General features: G+C 68.1%; 12 protein-coding genes. 5 read left to right on the top strand and 7 right to left on the bottom strand.

The genetic code is table 11. The features are described 5' to 3' along the window. Positions 1-18: 18 nt before the first annotated feature. From gspM to gspG, 4 genes are read right to left on the bottom strand one after another with little or no spacing between them, the layout of a single operon-like run. Positions 19-624, bottom strand: a complete 606-nt coding sequence (gene gspM, locus ACGLHS_RS06550; protein WP_394477932.1) for a type II secretion system protein GspM — start codon at positions 622-624, stop codon at positions 19-21. Beyond that, positions 621-1,811, bottom strand: coding sequence for a type II secretion system protein GspL (gene gspL / locus ACGLHS_RS06545; RefSeq protein ID WP_394477928.1), 1,191 nt, complete (start codon positions 1,809-1,811; stop codon positions 621-623). The genes gspM and gspL overlap by 4 nt, the downstream gene beginning before the upstream one ends. Further along, positions 1,808-2,833 (bottom strand): type II secretion system minor pseudopilin GspK, encoded by a 1,026-nt coding sequence (gene gspK / locus ACGLHS_RS06540; RefSeq protein WP_394477926.1) that lies wholly within the window; start codon positions 2,831-2,833, stop codon positions 1,808-1,810. Before gspK ends, gspL begins: the two co-directional genes overlap by 4 nt. Before the next feature lie 4 nt (positions 2,834-2,837). Next, a complete protein-coding gene (gspG, locus tag ACGLHS_RS06535) occupies positions 2,838-3,293 on the bottom strand; it encodes a type II secretion system major pseudopilin GspG (protein ID WP_394477924.1) in 456 nt (151 codons plus the stop codon). Positions 3,294-3,435: 142 nt separating this feature from the next. Here gspG and ACGLHS_RS06530 point away from each other — a divergent pair, with 142 nt between their 5' ends. Continuing rightward, entirely contained in the window at positions 3,436-6,129 is a 2,694-nt protein-coding gene (locus ACGLHS_RS06530; RefSeq protein ID WP_394477922.1) for a GNAT family N-acetyltransferase, read from the top strand. Positions 6,130-6,178: 49 nt separating this feature from the next. Here ACGLHS_RS06530 and ACGLHS_RS06525 read toward each other — a convergent pair whose 3' ends face one another. Next, the gene (locus ACGLHS_RS06525; RefSeq protein WP_394477919.1) at positions 6,179-9,391 is read right to left on the bottom strand and encodes an amidohydrolase family protein; all 3,213 of its coding nucleotides are present in this window, start codon (positions 9,389-9,391) and stop codon (positions 6,179-6,181) included. A gap of 167 nt (positions 9,392-9,558) precedes the next feature. On the opposite strand from ACGLHS_RS06525, the gene ACGLHS_RS06520 reads away from it, so the two are divergent. Both ACGLHS_RS06520 and ACGLHS_RS06515 read left to right on the top strand, forming a co-directional pair. Then, positions 9,559-10,569: a DUF4105 domain-containing protein gene (locus ACGLHS_RS06520; RefSeq protein WP_394477917.1), complete on the top strand. Its 1,011-nt coding sequence runs from the start codon at positions 9,559-9,561 to the stop codon at positions 10,567-10,569. Next, positions 10,566-12,509 (top strand): esterase/lipase family protein, encoded by a 1,944-nt coding sequence (locus tag ACGLHS_RS06515; RefSeq protein WP_394477915.1) that lies wholly within the window; start codon positions 10,566-10,568, stop codon positions 12,507-12,509. Before ACGLHS_RS06520 ends, ACGLHS_RS06515 begins: the two co-directional genes overlap by 4 nt. Here ACGLHS_RS06515 and ACGLHS_RS06510 read toward each other — a convergent pair. Continuing rightward, on the bottom strand, positions 12,506-13,336 hold the full coding sequence (locus ACGLHS_RS06510; RefSeq protein ID WP_394477913.1) for a tetratricopeptide repeat protein: 831 nt from the start codon (positions 13,334-13,336) through the stop codon (positions 12,506-12,508). The two genes, ACGLHS_RS06515 and ACGLHS_RS06510, sit on opposite strands and share 4 nt — an antisense overlap. A 280-nt stretch (positions 13,337-13,616) precedes the next feature. On the opposite strand from ACGLHS_RS06510, the gene ACGLHS_RS06505 reads away from it, so the two are divergent. Together ACGLHS_RS06505 and ACGLHS_RS06500 are read left to right on the top strand one after the other, a co-directional pair. Further along, positions 13,617-15,293 carry an ankyrin repeat domain-containing protein gene (locus ACGLHS_RS06505; RefSeq protein ID WP_394477911.1) on the top strand — a complete coding sequence of 559 codons (1,677 nt, stop codon included), beginning with the start codon at positions 13,617-13,619 and terminating at the stop codon, positions 15,291-15,293. A 4-nt stretch (positions 15,294-15,297) separates the two neighbouring features. Further along, the gene (locus ACGLHS_RS06500) at positions 15,298-15,768 is read left to right on the top strand and encodes a hypothetical protein (protein ID WP_394477909.1); all 471 of its coding nucleotides are present in this window, start codon (positions 15,298-15,300) and stop codon (positions 15,766-15,768) included. Here ACGLHS_RS06500 and ACGLHS_RS06495 read toward each other — a convergent pair. Next, positions 15,761-16,525 carry an ABC transporter ATP-binding protein gene (locus ACGLHS_RS06495; RefSeq protein ID WP_394477907.1) on the bottom strand — a complete coding sequence of 255 codons (765 nt, stop codon included), beginning with the start codon at positions 16,523-16,525 and terminating at the stop codon, positions 15,761-15,763. The genes ACGLHS_RS06500 and ACGLHS_RS06495 overlap by 8 nt on opposite strands. Between the last annotated feature and the right edge of the window lie 3 nt (positions 16,526-16,528).

Genomic DNA, 16,528 nt, shown 5'->3' with positions numbered 1-16,528 from the left:
CGCCCTTCATCTCTCGTATCACGGGCCATCCTTGTAGAGTGAGGTGGACTGAAGCTCCACCACGCCGCGCACATGCCCTTGCGGGCCGGCGGCTGGGTCTGCGGCGGCGCTGTCCGTGCGGTCGAGCACAGCGCCGGTGAGTTCGAGGTCGGTGCGGGCAGACACGGCCAGCAGCCACGGAAAAAACTTCGCGGCAACGACCGGCTTGGCGAACTCGATACGCCATGCCTTTGCCGGCACAGGCTTGCCGGTGGTCGGCGGTGCATCGGCCACCATCGCGTCGATGCGGTAGAGGCCTTGCAGGCCGGCGCGGTCCAGCCCGGCTTGCAGCGGTTCGCTCGCACCGGCGGCCGGTTGTGCCGTGGGTACGCCCGACAGCACCTGATCGAGCTCGGCGGATTGCGCCCGCAGCTTCGGCAGGTCGCGCTGCCAGCGCGTGACGTTGTCGAGCGCCGGCTTCGCGAAGGCCAGCCACAGCACGGCGAGCGTCATCACGAGGGCGGCGCTGCACACGGCCAGGCGATCGCGCGAAGACAGCGCGCGCCACCGGGTCGTGCCCTCGCGCAGCCATTGCCGTGCCGGAGCCAGGCGGCGGAGCATCGGACGCAGGCGGTCGGCGATCACGGCGCGCCCTTCTTGACGACGGCGCTGTCGGGCGCGGTGGTGGCCACGGTCACGCGCATGCCCTCCGCGTCGCTTTGAACGGCGAGGCCTTGCTCGGTGGCCTTGGTCTGCAAGGCATGCCACACCTCTGCGCTCGGCGCGGCGCCTTCACGCCAGCGGACGCGCAGTTCGCCCGCTGCGTAGCGCAGCCCCTGCACCTGTCCCGGCGCCGCCTGTGCCAGCAGGCCCGTTGCCGCACGCAGGAGGCCCGCCGCATCGCTGGTGGCCGATGGCACCGCGCCGGCCGCGAGCGCCTCTTTCTGCTGCTTCGCCTGCTTCACCGGATCGACCACCACAGGCACATCCGGAAAGGCTGCCTTCACCCTCGCCGCCATCTGCCGCTTCAGCGCCAGCCCTTGCGACGCCAACTGGCTCGCATAGACGTTCAACCCGACCAGCCACACGGCGACGGCAACGACACCCCACGCGACCGCCGGCCGCACCAGCGCCGCGGCTGCTTCGTTGCCCTCGGCTTCGCCCGACGACAACGCCCAGCGCCAGCCATCGCCCGACCAGGCTTCGGCCGGATCGCCATCGCCGTCACCCATCCATTGCACGTCCGGGGGCTGCGCATCGCCACCAGCCTGCGCCGCCGCAAGGGCGGCCGCCCGGTCCACACCTTCAGGCAGCCACTGCGAAAAGCCCTGATGCAATCCCGTGCGGACCACCAGCCAGCGATCGACCTGGCAGGCCACCCAGCCCCGCGCCGGGCATGGCAGGAACGCGGCCGGAAGCTGCAGCTCGTGCACCGCCAATCCGTGCTGCCGCAGCAATGCGAGCCAGCCTTCGATGACATGGCGCGCGATCCATGCGGCAGGCACGACGCCGTCCGCGCCGCGCGGGCCGAAGCCTGTCACCAGCCGGTCCAGCGGCTGCAACGCGCAAGGCTCGATGGCGCCCTGCACCGCCGCCTGCAGGCGCCGGCCCGACAGCGGTGGCAACGTGAAAGCGGCCATCGGTACGTCGCCAGGATGCAGGCCGACTTCGAGCCGCTTCGCGTTGAAGTCGCCGGTGATGGCCGACAGGGCACGCACGCCGCCGTCGCGCCACCGCCCATCGGGCTGGCGGTAGCCACAGCGCACGACGACATCGGATGCATCGCCGCCCGCCCATGGCGGCAGCATCAGGCGCAGCAGATCGACCTTCACACGCCCTCCCGCAGCCACACCACGCGCGGCAGCGAGCGCTTGTCGTCGTGCAGCAGGGCCGTCAGAACGAACTTCGTGCGCACGGTGTCGAGCACGCTCGCCACGCGAAACCAGTTGCTGGTGATGCCCACGCGCAGCTCGGTGAAGTCCTGGTCCGGCATGCGCAGGCGCTGGGTGAAGTCGCCCCGGTTGATGAACCACTGGCCCTTGTCGCGCGCCGCCAGCAAGGCGCGGGCACGCTCCAGCGAAAGCCCCGGCACGCCCGAGGCCACGACCTCGGCGCTCGCGGTGTTCGAGTTGATCCAGGTCCGCTCGGGCAGCACGGTCACGAAGGGCGTCAGCCGCGCGAGCACGTTGCCGTCCACGCCGGGCACGGCCAGCAGGTCTTCCAGTGCGCGCAGCCGCGGCGCCTGCGCGGTGCGCGGCAGCTCGGCCGGCAGGCCGAGGCTTTCGGAGAGCCTGGCTGCCTGCACGCGAACGGTGTCGGGCACATTGCCGGCCGATTGCAGGTCCGCGTCGCCCAGGCTCAGGGCCACGCGCCGCATGATCGACTGCGCCTGCGGCGCAGGCACCCCCACCAGCGCGCACAGGCGCGTGAACACCTCGGCCTCGGCCGGGTCGATGCGCCCCCGGTCGACCAGGTTGCGCAGGTTGAACTTGCCCTGCTCGTCCGTGATCTCGCTGACCAGCCGCCCGCCATCGGCAGCGACCTGCCCCGCGCCCTGGCGCGAGAAGGCCCGGTTCCACAGCCCGTCGAGCCGCGTGGTCGGTTCGCGCGCGGCCTCGGCGCGCAGCGTGCGCTGGGCTTCGCCCACTTCGCCTCGCAGCAGCCACCGGGCCTGCACGCGGAACTGCTCGCCCTGGGTGGTGCGGATAAAGCTCGACTGCCGCCCGAGCAGGCTGGCCGCCAGCACCGCGATCACCGCGACGATGAGCAGTGCGCTCACCACCGCCATGCCGCGCAGGCGTTCTTGCGCGGACGGGCCTCTGCCCGCCTTCACGCGCCCCGGTTTGTCCGGCATGGCGCTACCAGGAGCCGATGTCGGCGTTGGCTTTCTCGCCGCCGGGCTCGCCATCGGCGCCCAGCGAAAACACATCGACCTCGCCGTGGGTGCCCGGGTTCAGGTACTGGTAGGGGTTGCCCCAGGGGTCGGCGGGCAGCCGCTCCAGATAGGTGCGCCAGTTGGCCGGCGGCTTGCCGGTCGTGGGCTTTTCGACCAGCGCGCGCAGGCCTTGCGTGGCACTGGGGTAGCCGCCGTTGTCCAGCCGGTAGAGCTTCAGCGCCTGCATGATCGCGGCCACGTCCTGCCTGGCGGCGGTGGCGCGGGCCTGGTCGGGCCGGTCCATCAGACTGGGCACGATGAGCGCGGCCAGCACGCCGATGATGACCAGCACCACCATCAGCTCGATCAGGGTGAAGCCGCGCTGCAGCGGGGAGACGGAGCGCCGACCTGCGCGACAACGGGCTGAACGTGCGGCCATCTTCCACTCCCGGAACAAAGGACATCAAGGGCTTTCACGCGGTCGATCCTCGCAGCGCAGCATGTCAGTCCGATTGAAAATCCTCGGGAGTTCGGTTTCATCCGGGTGCCGCACAGCCGCCGATGGGTGCAGACTTGGGGGCATGGACAAGCATTTCCTGACCCCGCTTTTCGCCCCGGCTTCCATCGTCGCCTTCGTCGGCCACACCGACGATCCGGGCGGCCACGCCCCGGCGGGCCGCACGCTGCGCGAGGCCTTCCGCGCCGACCGCTTCGACGGCACCCTGCGCTTTCTGGATGTGCGCACCAAGGGCACGCTGGAAGAGCTGTCGCAAACCCATGCCGACCTCGCGCTGATCGCCCTCGCCCCGCGCGACGTGGCGGCCGCGTTGGAGATCGCCGGGCGCATCGGCTGCAGCGCCGCCGTCGTCATGTCGAGCGGCATCGGTGCCGACCAGGCCGACCAGTGGCGCAAGATCGCGCGGCGCGAAGGTGTGCATCTGCTGGGGCCGAATTCGCTGGGCTTCCAGCGTCCGCTGCTGCATCTGAACGCCAGCGTTGCGGGGCCGCTGGCCAAGGCCGGGCCGCTTGCGCTGGTGTCGCAGTCGGGCGCCCTCACCGCCTCGATGCTCGACTGGGCGCGGCAGAACGGCGTCGGCTTTTCCAGCGTGGTGTCGCTCGGCCCGCACACCTCGGTCGACATTCCGCAGGTGCTCGACTTCCTGGCGAACGACCAGGCCACGCACAGCATCATCGTGTACCTCGAAGGTATTGCAGACGCGCGCCGCTTCATGAGCGCGCTGCGCTCGGCCTCGCATGCCAAGCCGGTGGTGGTGCTCAAGGCCGGCCGCAAGCCCGCCGGCAACGAGGCCGCGCAGACGCACAGCGCCGCCATCGTGGGCAGCGACGATGTGTTCGATGCCGCGCTGCGCCGCGCGGGCGCCGTGCGGGTGCGCTCATTCGTCGAGCTGTTCTCGGCGGCCAAGTGCCTGGCCTCGCGCTACCGACCGGTCGGCAAGCGGCTGGCCGTGGTCACCAACGGCGGTGGGCCCGGCGTGCTGGCGGCCGACTGGATCAACGAGATCGGCCTTGACCTGGGCAAGCTGTCGGCCCCCGCGCAGCGGCTGTTGCAACCGACGCTGCCGCCGCTCGCCTCGCTGGCCGACCTGATCGACCTGTCGGAAGACGCGACCCCCGCGCACTACCGCGCCGCCATCGACGCCGCTTCGGCCGACAGCCAGGTCGACGGGGTGCTCGCCATCTTCTCTCCTAAGGCCGGTGCCGATGCAGCCGCCACCGCCAAGGCGCTGGCCGATATTCCGCGGCCGATGAACAAGCCGCTGCTGTCGTGCTGGATGGGCGATTCGTCGGTCGGCAAGGCCCGCACCGTGCTGGCCGACGCGACGATTCCGAGCTTTCGCACGCCCGAGGCGGCGGTCGGTGCCTTCGGCAACATCGCGGCCTTCTATCAGAACCAGCAACTGCTGCAGCAGACGCCGCCGCCGCTGTCGGAGATGGCCAAGCCCGACATCGAAGGCGCGCGCCTGCTCATCGAAAGCGTGCTGGCCGAGCGCCGCCGCGTGCTGACGGAGATGGAGTCGAAGTCGCTGCTGTCGTCCTTCCACATTCCGATCACGCGCACGCTGCTCGCGCGCAGCGCCAACGAAGCCATGATGATCGCGACGCAACTGGGCTTTCCGGTGGCGCTCAAGATCGACTCGCCCGACATCCCGCACAAGTCCGACGTCGAGGGCGTGGCGCTCAACGTGCTCAACGGCACCAGCGCGCGCGACACCTACATCGAGATGATGGAGCGCGTGACGCGCCTGGCACCCGAGGCCCGCATCAACGGCGTGACCGTGCAGAAGATGGTGCGCGCGCGGCGCGGTCGCGAAATCTACGTGGGCATGGTGACCGACCAGCCCTTCGGCCCCGTCATCGTCTTCGGCGCGGGCGGCACCATGATCGAGCTGCTGAACGACCGCGCGATGGAGCTGCCCCCGCTCAACCAGTTCCTGGCACGCCGGCTCATCGAACGCTCGCGCGTGGCAGAGACTTTGGGCGAATGGCGCGGTGCGAACGCCGTCGACATGGAAGCGCTCGAACACGTGCTGCTGCGCGTGTCTGAAATGGTGTGCGAGCTGCCCGAGCTGCGCGAGATGGACATCAACCCCATCATCGTGGACGAGTCGGGCGCCATCTCGGTCGATGCACGCATCGTGGTCGACAGCAGCACGCAGGCGGTGGCAGGGCACGTGGGCAACGGCTACCAGCACCTGGCGATCATGCCGTACCCCGCACGCTACCGGCGCGAATGGCCGCTGCCCGGTGGCAGCACCTACATCGTGCGGCCGGTGCATCCGAACGACGCGCAGATGCTGCAGGCGCTGGTGCAGGGCCTGTCGCCCGAAAGCCGGTGGTTCCGTTTTGTCTCGCGCTTCCACGAGCTGCCGCCGTCGATGCTCTCGCGCTTCACGCTCATCGACTACGACCGCGAAATGGCGCTCGTGGCCGTCGTGCTCGACCGCAGCATCACGCCCGACGGCACCGTGCTCGAAAGCGAGCGCATCGTGGGCGTATCGCGCTACATCACCAACCCCGACCAGACCAGCTGCGAGTTTTCGCTGGTGGTGGCCGACGAGTTCAGCGGCAAGGGCATCGGCTCGCGCCTGATGGAAAGCATCATCGACGTGGCGCGCGACAAGGGCTTGGCCGAAATCGACGGGCTGGTGCTGGCCAACAATCCCGACATGCTGAAGCTGGTGCGGCGGCTGGGGTTCAGCGTCAAGCCCTTCCCGGAAGACCCGGACTTCAGGCTTGTGACGTACATGCTGTAGCCCCTCGCCCTGAGGCGAGAGGCCACGGCAGGAACGCGTGCAGCGCCGCTCAGTCCGCGTGGTTCATGTCCGCGCATTCATGCGGATCGGCGCGGCACATCTTCTCGTAGGCCACCACGGCCTTCCTGCGTTCGCTCAAGGCCAGCGGTGTGCGGAATGGCGCGAGGATTTCCGCGAGCGACATGCTCACGCCGTTCTTCACCACGTACTCGACGGCGGCCGCGGCCTTCAGGTCTTGCAGCGGGTTGCCGCGCACCACCACGAGGTCGGCCAGCTTGCCGACCTCGACCGTGCCCAGGTCCTTGTCGACCCGGCTCATCTTCGCGGCGTTGATCGTCACGTCCTGCAGTGCTTGGAAGTTCGAGGCCGCCATGCCGGCCGCGCGCAGGTTGGTCTGCAGCGCGATGCCGGGCGCGACCAGCGGCGTGTCGGTGCCGATGGCCATCAGGCCGCCGGCGCGCTGCACCTTGGCCGATTGCTCGGCGTCCTTGCGGGCGCCTTGCAGGACGGCATCGGTCGGCACGGCGGTGCCCGTGAGGCCGGTCAGGAAGTTCGGCGGAATCAGCAGGTTGAAGCGGTCGTCGGTGGTCATCGACGCGTCTTGCCCCACCAGTGCCAACGACGAGAACAGCGTGTCGACCAGATGGAAGTCGGCCTTCGCGTGCAGGTCGTATGCATCCTGGTACGTGAAGCCGCCGACCGACTTCGACCAGCCATAGCCCATGCGCTGCGTGGCCGACAGGTGCGTGGTGCCGGCAATGCCCGCCGCCGCGCCGGGCGCCAGCATGTGCGTGCCGGTGGGCACACCCATGTCGAGCCCGGCCTGCGCGATCTTCGTCATGATCGGGATCGGCGCGCGCACATAGGACTTCAGGTAGTCGACCCCCATGGCCTTCGCCTTGGCGATCTCCAGGTCGGCCACCTCGGGCGTGCGCAGGGTCCGCGCAAAGCTGTAGAAGAGCCGGTTGCCCTCCCACAGCGGCGGCGAGACGAACACACGCGGCCCGACGAGGTTGCCCGAATCCAGTGCCTCGTGCATCTCGATGCTCTGGTGCAGCGGGCCGGCAACCGATTGCGTCGACGTGATCCCGTAGGCCAGCATCGACGCCGCCACCTGCCCGAACTGCCCGCCCTGGTACAGCGTGAGCGGATGGAAGTGCGGGTCCCACAGGCCCGGCATGACCGTGAGCGCCGAGGCATCGATGAACTTGGCCGCTGTCTTGGCCGACGACGGATCGTGCGGTCGGATCGCGGTGATGCGGTTGCCGTCGATCACGATGTCCACGTCGGTGCGCAGGTTCTCGCTGTTGCCGTCCCAAAGACGACCCGCATGAACGATGGTCGTGCCCTTCGACACGGCCTGCGTCCATGAAAGCGTCAGCGGCACCTCGGTTGCACTCGAGCCATCGGCGGCAATGGTCTTGAGCTTGTCGGTGGCCTTGTAGAGGATCGTGCGCGAATCGCCGGCCCACGAAGGCAGGTCGGCCGCTTCCTTGGTGATGGCCACGGGCGCGCCGGCTGGCGAACCATCGGGCTTGAGTGGCATCACGTGCAGCACCGAATCCATGATGAAGGCGACCTTGGTGCCGTCCGGCGACACGGTGGCGGCGCCCTCCTCGCGGTCCGAGATCTGGCGCGGCACCTCGGCCACCGGGTAGAAGGTGCCGGTCTTGGCCGCCACGTCGATCACGCGCAGCTTGTTGTAGCCCTCGCGGAAGCGGTTGTTCATGCGCTCGTTGTCGACCAGCACCACCTTCTTGCCATCGGGCAGCCACGACGGCGTGCTGACCTGCGAGCTGACCTGCGCAATCACGGTCTGCGCCGTGCGCGAGCCCACGTCCCACACCTCGAGCTGGCCCGAGCCGGTGGTGTAGGCGATGCGGTCGCCGGTAGGCGACATCTTCGGCGTGACCATCGACTTGGCGCGGATCGCCGCCAGCCGCGTGCGCTTCTTCGTCGCGATCTCGACCTGGTCGATGGCCAGCGCGCCGGCGTTGTCCTTCTCGGTCGAGAAGTACACCGAGAGCCCATCGGGCGTGAACTGCGGGCTGCCGTCGCGGGCGATGTCGTTGGTCAGTCGCACGGGCGCCTGACCGATCTTCATGACCCAGACGTCGTTCAGCGCGACGAAGGCCACGCTCTGCCCGTCGGGCGAGATCACTGGGCCGCTGATGCCACGCACCGGCTGCGGGCCCATCACGTTGAAGCCTCGGTCCTTCACCTTGGTGATGGCGGGGCGGCGCACCGTCAGCATTGCGCTGAAGGGCACGTCGGCCGGCTCGGTGCCGGCGGCGCTGCGAATCCTGATCTTGCCGTCGGCCGTGTACATGAAGCGGCCGTCCGACATGTAGCGGACCGGGAACGGAAAGAAGTCTTCGCCCGGTGCCACGTCCTTGCCCGCCACCGTCAGGGCCTTGCGGTCGTTCTGGAACACGAGGCCGCTGCCATCCGGCGTCCACGCGGGCATGGTGCCGGCGCCGACGAGCTTGGGTGCCTCGCTGCCGCCAATGGTTTTCGTGAAAACGCGCGCCGTGTCGACGAAGGCCAACTGCTTGCCATCGGGCGACACGACCGGGTTGCTTTCCGCCCCGGGGCCGGTGGTCAGCGCCGCGTAGGCAGGCTCGCTTAGCGACACGCGCCAGACCTTGTACTGCCCGTCGTTGCTGCGGTCCGACGCGAAGACGAGGCCGTTGCCATCGGGCGTCCATGCCGGCTCGCGGTCGTCATAAGGGCCGGTCGTCACGCGGCGCAGGTCTGCGCCGTTGGGCCGCACGACCCAGATGTGATAGTTGCCTTCGGCGTCGTAGTTCTGGAACGCGATCAGGCTGCCGTTGGGCGACCACACCGGCGCGGTGGGTTCCATGTCCCAGCTCGTGATGCGCGTGGCAGTGCCGCCGCTGGCCGGAAGGGTCCAGAGCGCGCCCATGGCGGTGAAGGCGATGCGCTTGCCATCGGGCGACGGCGCGGCGGCCATGTTGGTGCCCTCGTGGAACTCGACCGACACGTCTTTTGTCGAGCCCTGCAGGGTGTTCACGCTCACCACCGGCACGGCCGGTGGCGTGACACCCGAGAGGTCGACATACGGAATCCGGCCTCCGCCATCGCCGCCGCACCCCGCCACGAACAGCGATGCCGCAGCCACCGCCACCAGCGTTGCCCTGCGGGTTCTTGTGAGCGGATTCGGAAGGGGGTTCGATGGAAGTACCGGGCGGTACGAAACCGACGGACGTGCGAGTGCCGCCGCATGCTTGCGCATGTTCATGAGCTTGTCTCCTGTTGGTCTTTTTTCTATTCGCAACTTCGCTTGCGAACGCGCGGCACGCGACATAACAGTTGCAACGTGCCAGGGCACTTTGTGTGTGCTTTCTGACAGTTCGCTTACCTGTTACGGATAGAGATAATTGCGGCACTCATCTACTGAAGCTCCGAATGTTCTTGCGCTTTTGCGGCCGCCTCTCGGCATCGCTCCTCGTGTTGCTGACCGCGCTGTGGGCCTGCCTTGCGCTCTGGTACCAGTTGCCGGGGCCACCTGCGGTGAAGATCGGCGCCGCCATCCTGTGGGCCGGCTTCGGCCTTGCTGCCATCGCGTTGTTGTGGCGCGGCAGGGCGGCACGCGCCCTGCTCTCCTATGCCGTGGGCTTTGCGATGCTGATGGCGTGGTGGGGCACCATCCTGCCTTCGCAGAACCGCGTGTGGGCCGACGACGTCGCGCGCCAGCTGAGCGGCCATGTGGACGGCAACGTGGTCACCCTGCAGAACGTGCGCAACTTCGACTGGCGCAGCGACACCGACTACACCCAGCGCTGGGAAACGCGCCGCTACGACCTCGACCGCATCCGCTCGATCGACGTGGCCCTCTCCCATTGGTCCGGCCCCGCCATCGCGCACACGCTGGTGTCCTTCGGTTTCGACGACGGCCAGTTTGTCACCTTCTCCATCGAAATCCGCAAGGAGCGTGGCGAAAGCTTCTCGTCCATCGGCGGCTTCTTCAAGCAGTTCGAGCTGAGCCTCGTCGCAGCGGACGACCACGACATTCTTCGCGTGCGCACCAACGTGCGCGGCGAAGACATCTACATGTACCGCGTGAGCCTGCCGCAGCCTGAAATGCGTTCGCTGTTCCTGGCCTACGTCGATGAAGCCGCTTCGCTGGTGCGCGCGCCGAGCTTCTACAACACGCTCACCGCCAACTGCACCACCATCGTCTACGCCCTGGCCAAGCGCATCGTGCCCGGCCTGCCGATGGACTGGCGGCTGCTGGCCTCGGGCTACCTGCCCGGCTACCTCTACGACGTGGGTGCCCTGCCCACGGGCTACAGCCTTGAAGCGCTGCACACGCAAGGCCGCATCACCGAGCGCGCCATCGCCGCCGACAAGACCCCGGGCGCGGACTTCTCGCAGGCCATCCGCCGCGGCCTTCCGGGCGCAGGGGCCACGCCGTGACGCACGCTCGCGGCTTCTTCTCGCTGCCCGCACTGCTGTGTGCCGCCCTGCTGCTGGCCGGTTGCGCGGGCGTGCAGGTCGGATCGATCTCGCCGGCCGAGTACCTCGCGCAGCGCCGTGGCGACGTGCTCACCACCGGCCGCCTGAGCACCTCGGCGCAAGAGGTTCTGCGCGTGATCGGCTCCGACGCCGACCTGTGCCTCAAGGACGGCCAGGCCTGCCGGCATGCGCTGGCCGATTCGCGGGGCATCACCGACGAACAGCGGTTGTCGGCGCTGTCGGAAGTCTGGCTGCAGGTCGCGCTGACAGAAGAAAAAAGTGGCACGGCCACCAAGGCGCCGGCCACGGCCGCCATCGATGCATGGCTGGAAACCGCCCGCTACGCCTACGCCTACCTCTTCTTCACCGCGCGCAACCCGCGCGATCGTGCCTTCGAAGACCGGCAGACCCAGGTGCGCGACTACTACAACTACGCGGTGCAGCAGGCCATCACCGGCCTGTTCAGCCGCTACCAGAAGAGCAACCCGCTCGGCGCCGAGGGGGCGCAACCGGCCATTCCGCAGGTAGCCGACTGGCACATCGACAGCGACCTGTCGGCGCTGCAGCTGCCCACCGGCGCGATGCTGCCGCGCGAGCTGATCCCGGCCGCGTCCCTCACCTTCTCGGGCCTGCGCAACATCTACCGGCGCGACGGCTTCGGTGCCGAGCTGGTGGCCGTGACCGACGAGCGCCCGCACCAGGACAGGGTGCCCTACCGCGAAACGCCATTCCCCGCGCTCACCGCCGTGCTGAAGTTCGATGGCGACGACCTGGCGCAGGTGCTGGCCACGCGCTCGCTGCGGATCGTGGCCTTCGATCCCTACAAGACATCGACGGTGAAGCTGGCCGGGCAGGACATTCCGCTCGCTGCCAACTTCACCTCGGGCTACGGCCTGTGGCTCGCGCGCTCCGACTTCGCGCTGCAGGCCCTGCGCAGCCTCTTCGGCAGCGCCAACGGGCTCACGCAGCCGCGCATCTACCTGATGCAGCCCTACGACCCGAACCGCCGCACGATCATCATGCTGCACGGCCTGGCCAGCAGCCCCGAGGCCTGGATCAACGTGGCCAACGAAGTGCTGGGCGATGAGACCCTGCGCCGCCGCTACCAGGTCTGGCAGGTCTACTACCCCACCAACGCGCCGCTGCCGATCAACAACCTCGCGATTCGCGAAGCCGTCACGCAGACGCTGGCGCACTTCGACCCCACCGGGCAGGCCGAAGCCTCGCGCAACATCACGCTGATCGGCCACAGCATGGGCGGCGTGCTGTCGCGGCTGATGGTGTCGTCGTCAGAAGACAAGCTCTGGGACGCGCTGCTCGAGAGCTATCCGATGCAGGGCGCGCAGCAGGTGCGCATCGAAAAGCGGCTCGCGCCCTACCTGCGCTTCGAGCCCTTGCCTCAGGTGAGCGATGCGATCTTCATTGCGTCGCCGCACCGCGGCACCGACTTCGCCAACAACCGCATCGCACGCTGGGTGGCCAACCTCATCACGCTGCCGGTGACGATGCTCGGGCAGCTGAGCGACATCTCGCGCGAGCTGATCCGCATCGCGCCCGGCAAGCAGGACCTGGGGCCGCTGCGCATTCCCAACAGCATCGACAACCTGAGCGACCGCGATCCCTTCGTGCGCCTGTCGTCGGGCCTGCCGATGAACCCGCGCGTGCGCTTTCACTCGATCATCGGCAACGACACGCCGGGCGTGCCGCTGGCCGAGTCGAGCGACGGCATCGTGCCGTATGCGAGTGCGCATCTTGACGGCGCGGCGTCGGAGCTGGTGATTCCGTCGCAGCACAGCGTGCAGGAGAACCCGCTGGCGATCCTGGAAATCCGGCGGATTCTGAGAGAGCAATTGGCGCCTGCCGAGGCCGTCAAGGCACCCGGCGCCGCAGCAAGGCCCTAGGCCTTCTTGTTCTTCGCGCTGGCCTGCCGACCGCGCGCCTGCTTCAGGAAATCCGAGAAGAGCGAGTTCTTCTCGGGGAAGCGCGTCAGGCCTTCCGCAAAGACGGCTTCCGCCGCCTCCAGCTCACCCAGCCGCATGAGGCATTCGCCTTTTGAAAAGAAGGCAGCCACGCCATCGGGGTTCACGCGCAGAGATTCTTCGAAATCGCCCAGCGCATCACGGAAATTTCCAAGCTCCATGTGCGTGAACGCGCGGTTGTCGATGGCCTCGAAAAACGGAGGGAACAGATCGACCGCCGCGCTGTACGCAGCAATGCCCTCCAGCTTCAGGCCCTGCGCGCAGAGTTTGTTCGCACGCTGATAGTGCGCATTGGCCTCGTGGATGACCGACTGGGCGTCCTGCCCCGTCGCCTCAAGGTAACGCGGAAAGTCCGTGAGCTTCAGGTATTCGAGAAAGCCGATCCGTTCGCTCTCGGCGATTGGCTGGTTGCCGATCAACGTCCAGCCCTCACCGAAGCTGCCGGCGTCGATCGGGGCATGCCATATCAGCACCTCGGCCTGCGCGAGCGATTCGACGGTGGGCGGTTCGGCCATCGGCTTGTAGCTCAGGCAATGAGCTGCGGCCGATCCATCGGGCCACGGATCGACTTCGAGGATCTTCACGGGCCGCCAGCCCTGCGCATCGCGCATGGCGATCAGGTCGCCCGGCTTCACCACCAGCCGGCTTGTAGCAGGCGCATTCGCATGATCGGCAGCAGGCGCATCGGGTGCAGGAGCCGCAGAGCCGGCGAGGCGCGCGGCCAGCCGCTGGATGAATCGAGTGAGCATGGTGAGGTGCCTTGAAGATCGATGACGGTGGCGGGCAGGAGCCGATGACTTTAGCCGCTGTTCGCGCCGCGACAGCGGCTCCCATCGCTTCGAGGTCCGGCCCTTGTCGGGATGCCGCCTTGCCGCACCCCTGCATCGCGCTAACATACCGGCCGCGGTACAAGCCGCGCCCGGGCCCGCGGGAAGGGTTGAACCCACTTGTTGTCTTCATATGCCAATCCATCCACCTTTTGTGCAGCCGGATTTGCGGGCCATCGGCGTTTGATGCACGGAGGTTCATGTGAAGCACATTCCCGCCCGGCCCGATCTCGACCACTTGAAGAAGCAAGCCAAGACGCTGCTTGCGCTTTGTCGAGCCAACGACCCCACCGCCCTCGCTCGATTCCGCGACGCCTTGCCGGCCGCCGCGAACCAGAGCGATCACGGCATTGCCGCCCTCGGCTTGCGCCTTCACGATGCGCAGTCGTGCGTGGCGCGCGAGTACGGCTTCGCGTCTTGGGCAGACCTGAGCGGCTTCGTGCTGGCGCGCAGGTCGCAGGCGAACGACCCGGCGAAGTCGGTCCTCCATTGGCTGCGCCTTGTCTATGCCGGCGACATCGCCGGTGGATCGAACCGCGCCCGACCGCGCGTGGCCATCCGCCTGCTCGAAGATAGCCCGGGCCTTCTGGGCGACGACCCTTATCTTGGCTGCGCCATCGGTGACGAAGCCCTGCTGCGCCGCACGACCGAGCGCGATCCGGGCTGGGTCCATCGCGCAGGTGGGCCGCTCGGGCTTGTGCCGCTTGTGGCCGTCACGCATTCCGGCCTGTTGCAGCTTCCGGAGTTCCGCGAGCGCCTGCATGCCTGCGCAAGGCTGCTGCTCGCGGCCGGCGCCGATGCCAACCAGTCGGTTGGCAACCGCTGGCCGCCGGCATCGCTCGAAGTACCGGACGAAAGCGCACGCATTTCGGCGCTCTATGGCGCCGCCGGCCAGAACCACGACGCGGCGCTCACTAGGCTCTTGCTCGATGCCGGCGCCGATCCGAACGACGGCGAATCGCTCTATCACTCGCTCGACAACATCGACTGCACGCGGCTTCTGCTGCAGGCCGGGGCGCGCGTCACCGGCACGAACGCGCTCTATCGCGTGCTGGACCTCGATGCGGTCGATGCGCTGCGACTGCTGCTCGCACATGGAGGCGACGCGAACGAGGCGGCCGGGAACCAGCCCATCACGGATTGGGGTTCGCCGCTGTTGTGGGCCATTCGGCGGCGGCGCTCACCCGCGCACATCGAGGCGCTGCTGGCCGCCGGTGCGGACCCCGCTGCCATCACCTCGGATGGCATCCCCGCATACACCGTGGCCCTGCGCTTCGGACTGCCCGAGGTGGCCCGCCTGCTGCAGCAGGCTGGTGGCGGTGCGCCACTGCCGGTGGAAGAAGAATTCATCGCCGCCTGTGCTGCAGGCGATAAGGCCACAGCCCGTCGCATTCACGCGGCGCACCCCGGCATCATCGGCACACTCTCCGACAAGCAACTACGCCTATTGCCCGAACTCGCGGCCCAAGGTTGCAGCGATGCGGTGAAGCTCATGGTCGAGATGGGCTGGCCTATGGAAATCCGTGGTGGCGACTGGGACGCATCGGCACTCAACAAGGCCGTGTTCCGTGGCGACGCCGTGCTCACCCAGTTCCTGCTGGAGCACGGCGCCGACTGGAAGGCGCCGCATGGCTATGGCGACAACGCCTGCGGCACGCTGTCATGGGCTTCGGTCAACGAGCCCGTCGAAGGCGGCGACTGGCTGGGTTGTGCGAAGGCACTCGTTGCGCACGGCATGCCGACCGCGCGGCCGGACCCGGCAAGCGCAAGCAGCGTGCTCATGAACGGGCAGCGCTGCGTTTTCTCCGATGAGGTCAGCGACTTCCTGCTCGAAGCGTCGATGACGCACGCGACGGGATCGTCAGATAAACAGGACTGAAGCAATGCACCCACAAGTTCGTACGCATCAAGAAGCGCCCATCGACCGCGTTGCGCGGTGGTTCAGGACACCAGGGCACACCCAATCCGTTGTCAGATGGGCGCTACTGATTCCCGCAGCACTCGGCATTGCGGTGCTCTCCCAATTCCTGTTTCTGATGGCGTTGTCGACGGTCGCTCCATCCACCGGGGAGGCCGTGGAGAAACTCGTAATCCCATGGCTGATCCACACGTTCAACGCCGTGGTGGTCCCCTTCCTGGTCATCGTGCTGGGAACCCCCATCGCGCCGCGCTTCAAGCGAGCAGCGGCAGTGGTTCTTGCGATCCTGGCGGTGCTGCTTGTATCGATCGTGAGGCTCTCCTTCGAACTGCCTGATCGCGACTGGAGTCCTGCCCGCACGGCCTGGCTGGTTGTGTCCGCAGTGCTTTGCCTTGTGAGCGCCTGGCAGGGGCTGCGGCGGGTATGGCTCAAGTAGCAGGCGCGGCGGCAACGCCTTCGCCGAAATAGAAAGACTGGATATCGGCGCGCTGGCGCAGCGCCTGCGCATCGCCGTTCAACACCGCGATGCCGGCATCGAGCACGGTCGCGCGGTCTGCGTACTGCAGCGCCACGGTGGAGTTCTGCTCGGCCACAAGGATCGACAGGCCTTGCTCGCGGTTGAGCCGCCGCAGTTGCTCGAAGATGTCGCGCACCACCAGCGGCGCGAGGCCCATCGAGGGTTCGTCGAGCACCAGTAGCCGGGGCCGCGACATCAGCGCGCGGCCGATGGCCGTCATCTGCTGCTCGCCGCCGGAACTCAGGCCCGCGAGGGTCTTTCGCCTGTCCTTGAGCTTCGGAAAGATCGCGTAGACCCGCGCGAGGTCTTCGGCGGCTTCCGCACGCCGCGCACTGCGGCCGAGCGCGCCGGTCAGCAGGTTCTCTTCCACGGTGAGGCTGCGGAAGCAATGGCGGCCCTCCAGCACCTGGACCAGGCCGAACCGCACGAGGTCGGCCGGGCTGGTGCGGCCGGTGTCGTGCCCGTCGAAGACGATGCGACCGGCCGTCACCTGCCCGCGCTCGGCCGGCAGCAGGTTCGACACCGCCTTGAGCGTGGTCGACTTGCCCGCGCCGTTGGCGCCGAGCAGCGCATGGATTTCACCGACGCGCACGTCCAGGCTCACGCCGTGCAGCGCGACGATGGAGCGCTGGTACGCGGCCTCGACGGCTTCGATGCGCAGCAAGGGCGTCGTCATTTC

The sequence above is a fragment of the Variovorax sp. VaC1 genome (assembly GCF_043658315.1).
Taxonomy (GTDB): domain Bacteria; phylum Pseudomonadota; class Gammaproteobacteria; order Burkholderiales; family Burkholderiaceae_C; genus Variovorax.
This window is presented reverse-complemented; position numbering and strand designations above follow the sequence as displayed.